This window comes from Pseudomonas sp. Tri1, from assembly GCF_017968885.1.
In the GTDB taxonomy this organism is placed as follows: domain Bacteria; phylum Pseudomonadota; class Gammaproteobacteria; order Pseudomonadales; family Pseudomonadaceae; genus Aquipseudomonas.
Genome location: NZ_CP072913.1, coordinates 984489 through 1000082, shown reverse-complemented (window position 1 = coordinate 1000082; position 15594 = coordinate 984489). Strand labels below are relative to the sequence as shown.

Annotated in this window: 10 protein-coding genes; 6 read left to right on the top strand and 4 right to left on the bottom strand. The window is 60.4% G+C overall.

Annotation, left to right across the window (positions count from 1 at the left end):
• Positions 1 to 152: 152 nt before the first annotated feature.
• From J9870_RS04225 to J9870_RS04210, 4 genes are all read right to left on the bottom strand, one after another.
• Entirely contained in the window at positions 153 to 899 is a 747-nt protein-coding gene (locus J9870_RS04225) for a FadR/GntR family transcriptional regulator (protein WP_003197797.1), read from the bottom strand.
• 279 nt (positions 900 to 1178) lie between these two features.
• Positions 1179 to 2906 (bottom strand): ABC transporter ATP-binding protein/permease, encoded by a 1728-nt coding sequence (locus tag J9870_RS04220; protein ID WP_210642833.1) that lies wholly within the window; start codon positions 2904 to 2906, stop codon positions 1179 to 1181.
• A gap of 92 nt (positions 2907 to 2998) precedes the next feature.
• Positions 2999 to 3559 carry a response regulator transcription factor gene (locus J9870_RS04215; RefSeq protein ID WP_047229017.1) on the bottom strand — a complete coding sequence of 187 codons (561 nt, stop codon included), beginning with the start codon at positions 3557 to 3559 and terminating at the stop codon, positions 2999 to 3001.
• A complete protein-coding gene (locus tag J9870_RS04210) occupies positions 3552 to 4814 on the bottom strand; it encodes an ATP-binding protein (protein WP_210642832.1) in 1263 nt (420 codons plus the stop codon). Before J9870_RS04210 ends, J9870_RS04215 begins: the two co-directional genes overlap by 8 nt.
• 239 nt (positions 4815 to 5053) lie before the next feature.
• Here J9870_RS04210 and J9870_RS04205 point away from each other — a divergent pair, with 239 nt between their 5' ends.
• From J9870_RS04205 to J9870_RS04180, 6 genes are all read left to right on the top strand, one after another.
• Positions 5054 to 5770 (top strand): SIMPL domain-containing protein, encoded by a 717-nt coding sequence (locus tag J9870_RS04205; RefSeq protein ID WP_210642831.1) that lies wholly within the window; start codon positions 5054 to 5056, stop codon positions 5768 to 5770.
• A 1029-nt stretch (positions 5771 to 6799) separates the two neighbouring features.
• The gene (locus tag J9870_RS04200) at positions 6800 to 8401 is read left to right on the top strand and encodes an ABC transporter substrate-binding protein (protein ID WP_210642830.1); all 1602 of its coding nucleotides are present in this window, start codon (positions 6800 to 6802) and stop codon (positions 8399 to 8401) included.
• 256 nt (positions 8402 to 8657) lie between these two features.
• Positions 8658 to 10283 (top strand): ABC transporter substrate-binding protein, encoded by a 1626-nt coding sequence (locus J9870_RS04195; protein ID WP_210642829.1) that lies wholly within the window; start codon positions 8658 to 8660, stop codon positions 10281 to 10283.
• A 398-nt stretch (positions 10284 to 10681) separates the two neighbouring features.
• On the top strand, positions 10682 to 12283 hold the full coding sequence (locus tag J9870_RS04190; protein ID WP_210642828.1) for an ABC transporter substrate-binding protein: 1602 nt from the start codon (positions 10682 to 10684) through the stop codon (positions 12281 to 12283).
• A 170-nt stretch (positions 12284 to 12453) separates the two neighbouring features.
• Positions 12454 to 13869 carry an OprD family porin gene (locus tag J9870_RS04185; protein ID WP_210642827.1) on the top strand — a complete coding sequence of 472 codons (1416 nt, stop codon included), beginning with the start codon at positions 12454 to 12456 and terminating at the stop codon, positions 13867 to 13869.
• A gap of 75 nt (positions 13870 to 13944) precedes the next feature.
• Positions 13945 to 15540: an ABC transporter substrate-binding protein gene (locus J9870_RS04180; RefSeq protein ID WP_210642826.1), complete on the top strand. Its 1596-nt coding sequence runs from the start codon at positions 13945 to 13947 to the stop codon at positions 15538 to 15540.
• Positions 15541 to 15594 lie beyond the last annotated feature (54 nt).

Below are 15594 nucleotides of genomic sequence, written 5' to 3'. Positions count from 1 at the left end.
CATTTCCCCGCTGGGCTGCGAAGCAGCCCCTGAAACTGAAACCTCTGTGTGCCAGGTTGGATTGAGTCACCGCCTTTGGGGGTTGCTGCGCAACCCAGCGGGGATAAATCCCCTAGCCACAGGAACAGTGACTTCATCTCAACTGACAGAAGCTACCCCTGCGCTTGCGCCTCTTCATGAGCCTGGCGCAGCCGCTCGCGGCTGTTGGTCAGGTGCAAACGCATGGCCGCACGGGCCGCCTCGGAGTCCTGGCGGGCGATGGCGTCGTAGATCTCCTCGTGCTCCCGGCTCAGGCGGTTCATGTAGCGTTGCTGGTCATCGTGGGCCAGGCGCGCCGAGTTCACCCGGGTACGCGGAATGATGCTGGTGCCCAGGTGGGTCATGATGTCGGTGAAGTAGCGGTTGCCGGTGGACAGGGCGATTTCCAGGTGGAAGGCGAAGTCCGAGGCGACTGCATCGCTGGCGTGGGCGGCGCTTTCGTTCAAGGCGTCAAGGGCGGCGCGCATCGCCGCCAACTGCTCGTCGCTGCGGCGCTGTGCCGCCAGCCCGGCGGATTCCACTTCCAGGCTGATGCGCAATTCGAGGATCGCCAGCACGTCACGCAAGGTGACCACCGTGGCCGGGTCGATGCGAAAACCGCTCGGGCTCGGCGTGTCCAGCACGAAGGTGCCGATGCCATGGCGGGTTTCCACCTGGCCGGCGGCCTGCAAGCGGGAAATCGCCTCGCGCACCACGGTACGGCTGACGCCATGGGCTTCCATGATCGCCGACTCGGTGGGCAATTTATCGCCACGCTTGAGCAGGCCGTCGCGAATCTGCTCGGTCAACACCGTCACCAGCTCCTGCGCCAGGCTGCGGCGCTTGCGGGGAAAGCGTGGTACTTCGATCGGGTTTTCCATGGGTCTGTGTCTCGGCAAAACGGCTGAATGCGCATCATCATAGCGCAACGTGGTTGTATGATCACCGTGGGTGCAATGGCGAGTCTGGAGCTGACACCGAGTCGCCTTCATCGCGAGCAGGCTCGCTCCCACATTGGATCGGTTGTAGGCATGAACATCCGATTCACCACAAACCCGTGTGGGAGCGAGCTTGCTCGCGATGGCGGCGGGTCAGCCACAGCAACATCAACTGACCTACTGCTATCGCGAGCAAGCTCGCTCCCACAGGTTTTGAGGTGTTCAGGCGGTTACGGTGCGCTCCACCAGTTGGCCATTTTCAATACGCACGTGTCGCGGGTGGAAACGTTTCAAACTGCTTCGGTGACCAACGCTGATGATGCTCAGGCCTGGCAATTGGTCGATCAGCGCCTGGTACAGCGTCGCTTCGTCTTCTTCATCCATCGCCGACGTGGCTTCGTCCATGTACAACCATTGCGGTGCATAAAGCAATGCACGGGCAAAGGCCAGGCGTTGTTGTTCGCCAGGCGAGAGCATGCGCTGCCAGTGGTTGCTTTCATCCAACCGCGCAACCAGGTGCGGCAGGCGACAGGTTTCCAGCACCTGTGCATAACGCTCGTTGGGATAGACGTCGCCAGCCTGTGGATAACTCAACACTTCACGCAGGCTGCCAATCGGCAGATAAGGCTTTTGTGGCAGGAACAGATAACGCGCCGCTGGCAGAAGAATATGGCCATGCCCGGCGGGCCACAAATGCCCCATTGCGCGAAACAGCGTGGATTTACCACTGCCCGAGCGACCACTGAGCATCACCCGCTCACCCGGTTCAACGGTCATGTCGGTGTTGCTGAGCAGATGACGACCGTCAGCCAGGTCCAGCCCCAGGTTGCGCACCTTCAATGCGTCGCCCTGGTTTTGCACATCAATGGCCGGCACACGGTCTTCGTTCTCGCTCATGGCCTGGCGGAAGCTCAGCAAACGATCACAGGTGGCGCGCCACGCGGCGAGGTCGGCGTAGGCGCTGATGAACCAGCTGAAGTTCTCCTGCACATTGCCGAACGCCGAGTTGATCTGCATGAGCTCGCCCAACTGGATCTTGCCGGCGAAGTAGCGCGGCGCCGCAACGATGAACGGGAAGATGATCGCGATCTGGCCGTAGCCAGAGGTGAAGAACGTCAAGCGCTTGGACACCCGCATGATGTCCCAGAAGTTATGCCAGACCAGGCCAAAACGCCCGCTCAGGCGGCGGTTCTCGTTCGGTTCGCCGTTGTACAGCGCAATGCTTTCGGCGTTCTCGCGCACCCGCACCATGGAGAAACGCAGGTCGGCTTCGAAGCGTTGCTGGTTGTTGTTCAGGGTGATCAAGCGACGGCCGATCAGATGCGTCAACCAACTGCCCACCGCCGCATACACCAGTGCGCACCAGAACATATAGCCCGGGATGGTGTAGCCGAACACTTCGATGCTGCCCGACACCCCCCACAAAATGATCGAGAACGACACCAGGCTGACCACAGTGCGCAGCAGCCCCAAGCCCAGGCTCAGGGTATTAGTGGTGAAGCTGTTGAGGTCTTCGGAAATCCGCTGGTCCGGGTTATCGGTATAACCGCCCTGCTCCAGTCGGTAATAGTTCTTGTCATTGAGCCAACGGGCAAAGTGTTGCTCCGTCAGCCAGGCCCGCCAGCGAATGGTGAGCATCTGCGTCAGGTACAAACGGTAGACCGCGCCCAGGATCGCCACCGCGGCGATGCCGCAGAAATACAGGATCAACTGCCAGAACGCCGCGCTGTCCTTCTCTTGCAGGGCGTTGTAGAAATCCTTGTACCAACTGTTGATCCACACCGAAATCGCCACGCTGAACAGCGACAGCGCGATGACAGCGATCAACAACGTCCAGGCCTTGCCCTTCTCCTCACTGCGCCAGTACGGCGTGGTCATTTGCCAGACACGGCGGAAAAACTGCCCGCGCACCGCGTCATTGACCGCGGAATATTCAGCGTTCTGATTCATGGTTAAGGCTCAAATAAAGAAAAGACTCGGGCCGATCATAGAACAACGGCCCGATGTGTCGCGAGGGTGGACAACACCTGTTCAGCGCAGGTTCAGCGACGCACGGGACGCTTTTGCAATTTGCGCTGCAAAGTCCGCCGGTGCATGCCCAAGGCGCGGGCGGTGGCGGAGATATTGCCTTCGTGCTCGGTCAGCACCCGCTGGATGTGCTCCCATTGCAGGCGATCCACCGACATGGGGTTTTCCGGCACCAGGGTGTCGAGGTCGGCATGCTCGGACAACAGCGCCGCCAGCACATCATCGGCGTCAGCCGGTTTGCACAGGTAATTGCAGGCACCGCGCTTGATGGCTTCGACCGCGGTGGCAATGCTCGAATAACCGGTGAGGATCACCACACGCATTTCCGGGTCCAGCTCCAGCAGCTTGGGCAGCAGCACCAAGCCCGAGTCACCGTCCATTTTCAAGTCCAGGGCAGCGTAGTCCGGCAGGTCGGCCTGGGCGATGCTCAGGCCTTCCTCGGCGGAACCGGCAGTGCTCACGCGAAAGCCGCGACGGGACATGGCCCGGGCCATCACGCGGGTAAAAGTAGCGTCGTCATCCACCAGCAACAGGTGCGGCAGTTCTTCGCCGTCGACTTGGATCTCGTCACTCATGTTCGTCTCCTCGGTCGGCATGGGGCAGGCGCAGCTCGGTGAGCGTGCCGCCTTCCTCATGGGGGTAGAGTTTCACCGAGCCGCCGGCGCGTGTCACGCTGGCTTTGCTCAAAAACAGGCCGAGGCCGAAACCTTTGCCCTTGGTGGTGTAGAACGGCTTGCCAATCTGCTCGGCAATCGCCAGCGGCACACCAGCGCCATGGTCGCGAATGCTGATGGTCAGCTCATAGGCGTTCCAGTCCAGCGCCACTTCCAGGCCTTCGGGGCAGGCGTCGGCAGCGTTGTTCAACAGGTTCAGCAACGCCTGGGTCAGGTCCGGCGGCGGCGCCATGCGCGGCACCGGGCCCTGGCCCAGGCGCTGGAAGCGATAACTGGCCTCCGGGCGCATCAGGTGCCAGCGGTTCAGGGCCTCGTCGAGCCAGTCAGTGACATCCTGCATGTCGATGGCCAGCCGGCGGTTGGCCTCGGCGGCGCGCACCAGGTACTGCAGGGTTTCCTTGCAGAGCTTGACCTGATCCTGCAACACGCTGAGGTCCTCTTGCAGTGCCGGGTCGTGGTGATCCTGGCGCATCTCCTTGAGCAGCACGCTCATGGTCGCCAGCGGGGTACCCAATTCATGGGCGGCGCCAGCGGCCTGGGTCGCCACGGCCAGCAATTGCTCATCCCGCAGGCCCTCTTCACGGCGGATGGCCCGCAGTTCTTCCTGGCGACGCAGTTCCTCGGCCATGCGCGCGGCAAAAAACGTGATCACCGCCGCCGCCAGCGCGAAACTCAGCCACATGCCGTAGATCTGCAGGTTCTCCCGGGCGATGGGGAAGGTCTCCAGCGGGTAGAAACGCGCCAGCAGCAAGGTGTACAGCGCCAGGGCTATACCGGAAAGGATCAGCGAAAACCGCCATGGCAACGTCACGGCGGCGATGGTCAGCGGCACCAGGTAATAGGAGACGAAGGGGTTGGTGGAGCCGCCGGAGAAATACAGCAGCGCGCTGTGGATAAACAGGTCACAGGCCAGCTGCACGGCGTATTCGAGCTCAGTCACCGGCCACGAGGTGCGCAGACGGATGGCCGTCAGCGCACAGAGCACGCTGGAACAGGCCAGGGTGATCGCCAGCTGCAGCCAAGGCAGCGGCAGCAGGTCGAACCAATAGGCGAGCCCCACGGAACCGGCCTGGGCAGCCAGGACCAGAATGCGGATAAACGTCAGGCGCCAGAGGTTCTGGCGAGAGGCGGAAGTCAGTTGCAAAGGGGCGAGCATGAGCTCTCCTGATGAGCGCTCCAGGCGGATCGCACGGAGTATAACCAAGGCGTGGGTTGCACAGACAACTGTGCGGCAAAGCGCCACAGCCTCGAAATGACACACTTCGCCACAAAAGCTCCACGACCCCTCGTATCTGTATAGAAGTTGTAACTGTGCGAACCCGCCCATAAAAGCTAGAGTCTTACCGTTCACGCAGGCCCGGACCTTACCCCTGCGCCTCATCCCAAGGAGCTTTCATGCACACGTTCAGTCGCCCCGCCGCCCTGCTCGCCCTCAGCCTCGGCACTCTCGCCAGCCTGCCGGCCCTGGCCGCCGATGAGCTGCACTACAACCAGATTTCCCTGCGTGCCGAAGTCAACAAGGACGTGGCGCGCGACCTGATGATCGTCACCCTCTACACCGAGGAACAGAACACCGACCCGGCCAAACTCGCCGCCACCGTCAGCACCACGCTGAACAAAGCCATCGGCCAGGCCAAACAGGTCAAGGACATTACCCTGCGCCAGGGCAGCCGCAGCAGCTACCCGATCTACGACAACAAAGGCGGGAAAATCACCGGCTGGCGCGAACGCGCCGAACTGCGCCTGGAAAGCGCCGACTTCGCCGCCCTGTCCAAGCTCACCGGCGAATTGCTCACCGATATGAAAATGGGCGGCATGGACTTCGCCATCTCCACCGCCGTGCGCCAAAGCAGCGAAGACGCCCTGCTCAAGGACGCCGTCAACGCCTTCAAGGCCCGCGCCCAACTGGCCACCGACGCCCTGGGCGGCAAGGGCTACAAAATCGTCAACCTGAACTTCAACACCAACGGTTACCCACAACCGTTCATGCGCCCGCAGATGATGATGAAAGCCGCGTCCATGGATGCTGAGTCGGTCACGCCGGAAGTCGAACCAGGCACCAGCCAAGTGACGATGACGGCGGATGGGGTGATTGAGGTGTCGATACCGTAATGATGGGCTGACAGAGACGCCAGCCCAGTGCCCCTCCTTGTGGCGAGGGGATTTATCCTCGCTGGGCTGCGGCAGCGGCCCTTTTCAAAGCTGTGTGTATATCCGTTTTTTTGGTAACGACGACTAATGGTTCCGCCCTTACGGCGGCTCACTTTTGAGAAGCCCGGAAGCCGGCCCAGTCAAAAGTAAGCAAAACGCTTTTGCCCCACCACTCGGTGCCTCGCTTAGGCTCGGCATGCCTGAACGAAGGCATTGCTCCGTGGGCCGCCGCGAGGCGGCCTGACAGCCGACCTATTTCTTATGGCTGTACTCCGACCCAATTGTGGGAGCGAGCTTGCTCGCGAAGAGGCCGACAAACTCAACATCTTCATCGACTGTGACACCGCCTTCGCGAGAAAGCCGCTCCCACAGGGGAAACGCGGTCTCACCAAGAGCCAGGTCGGCTATAAGGCCGCCTCCCGGCGGACGTAGATTTTGGCGCCCCGTTAACCACGCTGGCCGAACGCAGGCATTGTGGAGTGGGCATCCCGGCATGGATGCCGGGATAGCCGCGCTGGGCCATGGATGGCCCTTCGCGGCGGGCCCACGGAGCAATGCCTGCGTTCGGGCACACCGAGCCTAAGCGAGGCACCGAGTGGTGGGGCAAAAGCGTTTTGGTTACTTTTGCGCTCTTCAAAAGTGACCCGCCGTAAGGGCGGAACCCTAAGCCGCCGTTACCGCAGCAATGGATATGTACTCAGCCAACAACATTCTGGCCGGCTGTCAGGCCGCCATCGCGAGCAAGCTCGCTCCCACAGTTTGATCGGAGTACGACCGGGAGAAACAGGTCGGCTGTCAGGCCGCCTCGCGAGCAAGCTTTGCTCCCACAGATCTGAAGGGTGTTCGACCGGGGGAACCAGGCCGGCTGTCAGGCCGCCTCGTCCAGAGCGCTATGCCCAAACCCAACAGTCCCCCTCACTTTTCGATATTTCCAACACCCCCACCCGCAACGCTACTCTCCTGAAAACCTCACCACCCCCAAGGGATTTCATGGACAGAACCACCTTCAAACCACTCCTACTCACCCTCGCCCTGATCAGCAGCACCCCAATGGCCCAGGCCGCCACCACCCTGGTCTACTGCTCCGAAGCCAGCCCCGCCGGGTTCGACCCCAGCCAATACACCAGCGGCACCGACTTCGATGCCTCAGCCGAAACCGTGTTCAACCGGATCACCCAATTCAAGCGCGGCGGTACCGAGGTCGAGCCCGGGTTGGCCACCAGCTGGGACGTGTCACCCGACGGCCTGGTCTACACCTTCCACCTGCGCAACGGCGTGAAATTCCACACCACCGACTATTTCACCCCCAGCCGCGACTTCAACGCCGACGACGTATTGTTCACCTTCCAGCGCCTGCTCGACCCGCAACACCCATTTCGCCAGGCCTACCCCACCGAGTCGCCGTATTTCACCGACATGGGCCTGAACACCACGATCAAAAGCGTCGAGAAAGTCGACGAGCACACCGTGCACTTCAACCTGAACAACGTCGATGCCGCTTTCGTGCAGAACCTGGCGATGAGTTTCGCCTCCGTGCAGTCCGCCGAATACGCCGAGCAGTTGTTGAAGGAAGGCAAGGCCGGGGACCTTAACCAAAAACCCGTCGGCACCGGTCCGTTCGTGTTCAAGCGCTACCAGAAGGATTCGCAGATCCGCTACGCCGCCAACACCGCGTACTGGAAACCCGAGGACGTGAAGCTCGACAACCTGATTTTCTCCATCACCCCGGACGCCGCCGTGCGCTTGCAGAAGCTCAAGCGCGGCGAATGTCAGGTCAGCGGCTACCCGCGTCCGGCTGACATCGAGGTGATCGAGCAAGACCCGAACTTGCAAGTGCTCAAGCAGCCAGGCTTCAACCTGGGCTTCCTGGCCTACAACGTCACGCACCCGCCCCTGGACCAGCTTAAAGTGCGCCAGGCGCTGGACATGGCCATCGACAAACCGGCGATCATCAAGGCCGTGTACCAGAGCGCCGGCCAACTGGCGCAAAACGCCTTGCCGCCAGCCCAATGGTCGTTCGACCCGGCCATCCAGGACGCGCCCCATGACGTGACCAAGGCCAAGGCGCTCCTCAAGGAAGCCGGAGTTGCGCCCGGTACAACCATCAATTTATGGGCAATGACAGTGCAACGCGCCTCCAACCCCAATGCGCGAATGTCTGCGCAGATGATCCAGCAGGATTGGGCCAAGATCGGCATCAAGGCCAACATCGTCAGCTATGAATGGGGCGAGTACATCAAGCGCGCAAAAAATGGCGAGCATGATGCAATGATTTACGGCTGGACCGGCGACAACGGCGACCCGGACAACTGGCTAGGTGTGCTGTACAGCTGCGCGGCGGTCAAGGGCAGCAACTACGCCAAGTGGTGCGACCCGGCCTATGACCGACTGATCCAGCAGGCCAAGGTCTCCACCGACCACCAGCAGCGGATCGATTTGTATCGACAAGCGCAGCAAATCCTCAAGCAACAGGTGCCCATCACGCCCATCGCCAACTCCACGGTCTTCCAACCGATAAACAGGCAAGTGGTGGACTTCAAACTCAGCCCGTTCGGCCTTACACCCTTCTACGGCGTGGGTTTGAAGAGGTAGAACCTGCTCCAAACCGGTGCGTAGAGACCCCCGCGACGCACCGGCGCGGAGCGCGATTTGCTCCAAAAAACCCTGCGCAAACGGTCAACTGCGTCAGAAGTTATACAGATGCGACATTAAGGTACGTTCGTGCCACTGAATCGGACTTGTGACCGCTCTGGATCTTGCATTGGGTATGGGGCCTGCATAAGTATCCGCAGGACGACTCACGAGGTCGCCCTCAAATCCAAAAATGACAACAAATCATGAGGCCAACATGCTTAAACAAGCGGTCATTCCGTTTTTAGTCGGCGCGAGCTTATTAGCCAGCGCATCTTTCGCCCAAGCCGCGACTAACCTGGTGTTCTGCTCCGAAGGGAGCCCGGCCGGTTTTGACCCTGGTCAGTACACCACCGGAACCGACTTCGACGCCTCCGCAGAAACCGTATTCAACCGTCTGACCCAGTTCGAACGTGGCGGCACCGCTGTGATTCCTGGCCTGGCGACCAAGTGGGACATTTCCGAAGACGGCCTGACCTACACCTTCCACCTGCGTGAAGGCGTCAAGTTCCACACCACCCCGTACTTCAAGCCAACCCGCGAGTTCAACGCCGACGACGTGCTGTTCACCTTCAATCGCATGATCAGCAAGGATGACCCGTTCCGTAAGGCGTACCCGACCGAATTCCCGTACTTCACCGACATGGGCATGGACACCAACATCGCCAAGGTCGAGAAGCTCGACGACAAGACCGTCAAGTTCACCCTCAACGCCGTTGACGCCGCGTTCATCCAGAACATGGCCATGCACTTTGCCTCCATCCAGTCCGCCGAGTACGCCAGCCAGTTGCTCAAGGCTGGCAAGGCCCCCGATATCAACCAGAAGCCCATCGGCACCGGTCCGTTCGTCTTCAAGAGCTACCAGAAAGACTCGAACATCCGCTTCACGGGCAACAAGGAATACTGGAAGCCGGATGACGTGAAGATCGACAACCTGATCTTCGCCATCACCACCGACCCATCGGTGCGCATCCAGAAGCTGAAAAAGAACGAATGCCAGGTCACCCTCTTCCCACGTCCGGCCGATCTCAAGGCGATCAAGGAAGACAAGAACCTGAAGATGCCGGACCAACCGGGCTTCAACCTGGGCTACATCGCCTACAACGTGATGGACAAGATCAAGGGCAGCGACCAGCCCAACCCGATGGCCCAGCTGAAAGTGCGCCAGGCACTGGACATGGCCGTCAACAAGCAGCAGATCATCGATTCGGTGTACCAGGGCGCCGGCCAACTGGCCGTCAATGCCATGCCACCCACCCAATGGTCCTACGACACCACCATCAAGGACGCACCATACAACCCGGAGAAAGCCAAGGAGCTGCTCAAGGAAGCGGGCGTCAAGGAAGGCACCGAGATCACCCTGTGGGCGATGCCGGTCCAGCGTCCGTATAACCCGAACGCCAAGCTGATGGCCGAAATGCTGCAATCGGACTGGGCCAAGATCGGGATCAAGGCCAAGATCGTCACCTACGAGTGGGGCGAGTACATCAAGCGTTCCAAGGGTGGTGAAAACGGCGCCATGCTGATCGGCTGGAGCGGCGACAACGGTGACCCGGACAACTGGCTCAACGTGTTGTTTGGCTGCGACTCGCTGCAGGGCAACAACTTCTCGAAATGGTGCGACAAGAAGTTCGACGACATCGTCAAGCAAGCCAAGCGCACTTCGGATCAATCCAAACGCACCGAGCTGTATAAGCAAGCACAACACATCCTCAAAGATGCTGTCCCAATGACACCCATCGCTCACTCGACGGTGTTCCAACCCATGCGCACCAACGTGCAGGACTTCAAGATCAGCCCCTTTGGCTTGAACTCCTTCTACGGCGTCAGCGTCAGCAACTAAGGTGACCTGTGGCGAGGGAGCTTGCTCCCGCTGGGCCGGCCCGAATCTTCGGGCGTAACGGCCCCTCTTGTGAGCGCGATGGCGGTGTACCAACAACGCCATCGCGAGCAGGGCTCGCTCCCACGGCATACCGTTGCTTTAGGCCAAGACCCAGGAAATCGCCTGCATCCAAAAGCACTGCGTACCACAGCAGTTGGTTTAGGACGTATCGCCTTTTCCCACAAGTCTTTCAGGCATTACGCATTTACTGTCTGGCCCACGGCTCATACCGTCAGGGCCTGATCGGTTTGCTGGCCCTGCGGCATCACTGCGCAATGGATTGAACTCAGTGCCCCGGAAATGTCCCCGGAAGGACGCCGGTTCACTGTTACAACACCCCGAACGAGAGAGGGAGCGTCATGCGCCATACCTTGGTTTTATCCACCTTGCTGGGCACTGGCATGCTGGCCGCGGCGTCCATGGCCCAGGCCGCCGGCAGCAACCTGGTGTTCTGTTCCGAAGGCAGCCCGGCCGGTTTCGACACCGCGCAATACACCACGGCTACCGACAACGACGCCGCCGAGCCGCTGTACAACCGCCTGGCCGAGTTCGAAAAAGGCGCGACCAATGTCGTCCCGGGCCTTGCAACAAGCTGGGACATCTCCGAAGACGGGCTGAAGTACACCTTTCACCTGCGCGAAGGGGTGAAGTTTCATACCACCGATTACTTCACACCGACCCGGGACTTCAACGCCGACGACGTGCTGTTCACCTTCAACCGCATGCTTGACCCGCAGCATCCGTTCCGCAAGGCCTACCCCACCGAGTTTCCGTACTTCAACGGCATGAGCCTGAACAAGAACATCGCCAAGGTGGAAGCGACCGGGCCGTTGACCGTGGTCATGACCCTCAACAGCGTGGACGCCGCCTTCATCCAGAACATCGCCATGAGTTTTGCCGCGATCCTGTCGGCCGAATACGCCGAGCAGTTGCTCAAGAACGGCAAGCCCAGCGACATCAACCAGAAGCCGATCGGCACCGGGCCGTTCGAGTTCAAGAGCTACCAGAAAGACTCCAACATCCGCTACGTCGCCAATAAGCAGTACTGGGCGCCGGAGCGGGTCAAGCTGGACAACCTGATTTTCTCCATCAACACCGATGCCTCGGTACGGGTGCAAAAGCTCAAGGCCAACGAATGCCAGATCACCTTGCATCCGCGTCCGGCCGACGTACCGGCCCTGAAGAACGACCCTAAGCTGCAACTGATCGAGAAGCCCGGTTTCAACCTTGGCTACATCGCCTATAACACCCGCCACAAACCGTTCGACCAGGTCGAAGTACGCCGGGCGCTGGACATGGCGGTGAACAAGCAAAGCATCCTCAACGCCGTGTACCAGGGCGCGGGGCAACTGGCGGTCAACGCCATGCCGCCGACCCAGTGGTCCTACGACGACACGATCAAGGACACCACCTACAACCCGGAAAAAGCCAAGGAGTTGCTCAAGGCCGCCGGGGTCAAGGACGGCACCGAAATCACCCTCTGGGCCATGCCCGTGCAACGCCCGTACAACCCCAACGCCAAGCTGATGGCCGAGATGCTCCAGGCCGACTGGGCCAAGATCGGCCTGAAAGTGAAGATCGTCAGCTACGAATGGGGCGAGTACATCAAGCGCACCAAGAACGGCGAGCACGACATCAGCCTGATCGGCTGGACCGGCGACAATGGCGACCCGGACAACTGGCTGGGCACGCTGTACAGCTGCGACGCCATCGGCGGCAACAACTACTCCATGTGGTGTGACCAGGATTACGACAAGCTGATCAAGCAGGCCAAGGTCGTCACCGACCGCGACCAGCGCACCGTGCTCTACAAACAGGCCCAGCAGTTGCTCAAGCAGCAAGTGCCGATCACCCCTGTTGCCCACTCGACGGTCAACCAGCCGCTGAGTGCCAAAGTCGAAGGGTTCAAAGTCAGCCCCTTCGGTCGCAACGTGTTCTCAGGCGTCAGCCTGACCCCATAACCGATAGCCATACAGTCTGGGGGCCCATGTGGGCCCTCACGCAGACGTCTTGCCTGAATTCGTCGATTAGGCGCCATGCAAACGTTTGCGATCTGTAAATGAGTTGTAAAAACCCATAGCCGTATCACCAAAAAAGACCGGCATTAAAAAGAAAGAAAGGAGCGTTACCCATGAAACTGAGCAGTACCGCGATATTGGCCCTGGCCATCAGCAGCATCACCGTGACGGCGTATGCCGAATCCCAGAGCCAGGCGGTCACTCCGGTGGCCCTCAAGACCACCAGTGAACAAAGCGAAGCCAAAGGTTTCGTCGAAGGCCAGTCAGTGACGGGTTCGACCCGCAACTGGTACGCCAATGAGCAGTTCAAGCGCGGCGCGAAGCTCACTTACCGCAAGAACGGCGAAGCCCGTGAGACCGACCGCCGTATCAACTGGTTGCAAGGCACCATCATCAAGTACAACTCGGGCTTCACTGAAGGCACCGTGGGTTTCAGCACCGAAGTGGCCGCCTACAACGCCATTGCCCTGGATCAGGATCGCAAGGACCTGGCGTCCAACAACGGCGGCGCGCCGACCACCCGTCCTGGCGCTGGTAACAACCGGACCCTGACCCGCGAAGGCGGCGACGCCGTCGGCCAATGGAGCAAACTGGGTCTGGCCAACGTCAAGGCTCGCGTGTCGAACACCACCCTGACTGCCGGCCGCCAGAACTTCAGCAGCCCGATGGTCGACGTCATCGGTAACCGTGCCCTGCCTTCGAGCTTCCAGGGTGTGAGCCTGCACAGCGAAGAATTCGAGAACCTGGGTTTCGACATCGCCACCTTCGACCGCAACTCGCCACGTACCGAAGAGAGCCAGCGCAAGTTCCGTTCCGAATACGGCGACAGCACCGTTGAAACCGATCACGTCAACACCGCCGGTATCACCTACCAACCACTGGCCAGCCTGAAAACCAGCCTTTGGGCGACCCAGGCCGAAGACCTCTGGAACCAGTACTACTTCGGCGCCACCCACGAACTGGGCGACAGTTCGGTGCTGAGCCTGACCACCGGCCTGAACTACTACAAGACCGTGGATTCGGGCAAAAGCAAGCTGGGCGAGATCGACAACGACACCTACTCCCTGTCGTTCGGCCTGACGCATCAGGCTCACAGCCTGACCTTCTCGTACCAGGAAGTGAACGGTAACGAGTACTTCGACTACCTGCACGAAACCAACGGCATCTACCTGGCCAACTCCCTGCTTTCGGACTTCAACGGCCCGAACGAAAAATCCTTCCAGATCGCCTACGGCCTGAACATGGCCGAATACGGCGTGCCTGGCTTGAAGTTCAACGTGTACCAGGCTCGCGGTTGGGGCATCGACGGTACTCACTACAACAGCACCGGTTATAGCGATGTGAAGGCCATGGACGGTGAACACCACTACGAATACGGCATCGGCGCATCCTATGCCGTACAGAGCGGTCCACTGAAAGCCACTGCGATCCGTGCGACCTACACCGCTCACCGCGCCAGCGAAAACCAGGCCGACGGCAGCCTCAACGAGTTCCGCCTGGTCACCACCATCCCGTTCAACATTCTCTAAACTCCCACCGGGCGGTCGACTCACAAGGTCGGCCGTCCGGTCTTTTGCCATTTACCCGATTGCAGAGGATTGACGATGAACATGATCCCCCTACGCGCCGCCATCGCTGCCGCGCTGCTGAGTGTCGCTGTTGGCGCCACGGCCAAACCCCTGGTGGTTTGTACAGAAGCCAGCCCGGAAGGCTTCGACATGGTCCAGTACACGACTGCAGTCACTGCCGACGCCGTGGCAGAAACCATTTTCAACCGCCTGGCCGACTTCAAGCCCGGCACCACGGAAGTGATTCCGGCCCTGGCCGAATCCTGGGACATCAGTGATGACGGCCTGACGTACACCTTCCACCTGCGCAAGGGCGTCAAGTTCCACACCACCGACTACTTCAAGCCGACCCGCGACATGAACGCCGACGACGTGGTCTGGAGCTTCCAGCGTCAGTTGGACCCGAATCACCCCTGGCACAAACTGTCGAGCGTGGGCTTCCCCTACTTTGAAAGCATGGGCTTCAAAGAACTGCTCAAGAGCGTCGAGAAAGTCGACGAACACACGGTCAAGTTCAGCCTGACCCGTCGCGAAGCGCCATTCCTGGCCGACATCGCCATGGCCTTCTCCTCGATCTACCCGGCCGAATACGCTGACCAGTTGCTCAAGGCCAATAAGGCCGGCGATCTCAACAGCAAACCGGTCGGCACCGGGCCGTTCATCTTCCAGCGCTACAACAAGGACGCCCAGGTGCGCTTCAAGGCCAACCCGGACTACTTCCGTGGCAAGCCGCCGGCCGATGCCCTGGTACTGGCCATCGCCACCGACAACAACGTGCGCATGCAAAAGCTCAAGACCAACGAGTGCCAGATCGCGCTGTATCCAAAACCGGATGACATCCCCAGCATCAAGAAAGACCCTAACCTGAAGGTCGCCGAGCTGGACGCGATGACCGTCTCCTACACCGCCCTGAACACCAGCCACAAATACATGAGCGACGTGCGGGTGCGTAAAGCCATCGACCTGGCCTTCGACAAGGAAGCCTACGTCAACGCGCTGTTCGGCAAGGGCAACGCCACCGTCGCGGTCAACCCGTATCCGCCAACCCTGCTGGGCTTCAACCACGACCTGAAGAACCCACCTCGCAGCCTGGACAAGGCCCGCGAGCTGCTCAAGGAAGCCGGCGTGCCGGAAGGCACCGTGTTCACCCTGTTCACCCGCAACGGCGGCGGTCCGACCAACCCCAACCCGATGCTCGGCGCGCAGATGATGCAGGCCGACCTGGCGAAGGTCGGGATCAAGGTCGACATCCGCGTGATGGAATGGGGCGAAATGCTCAAGCGCGCGAAAAACGGCGAGCACGACATGGTCTCCGCCGGATGGGCGGGCGATAACGGCGACCCGGATAACTTCCTGACGCCTATGCTCAGTTGCGAGGCCGCCAAGAACGGCGAAAACTACGCGCGCTGGTGCAACGAGAAATTCCAGGCCCTGATCGACCAGGCTCGCGCCACAGTGAACCCTGAGGAGCGCATCAAGCTCTATGAGCAGGCCCAGGTGATTTTCAACCAGGACCAACCATGGATCAGCATGGCCCACACCCGGATGTTCACGGCAATGCGCAACAACGTAGAGGGTTATGTGATTAGCCCGCTCACCACCAACAACTTCGCCACCACCCAGGTGAAGTAGATAAGAAGACGCCCGGCATCCCTTATCCGAGGGTTGCCGGGCACGCCTAACCGG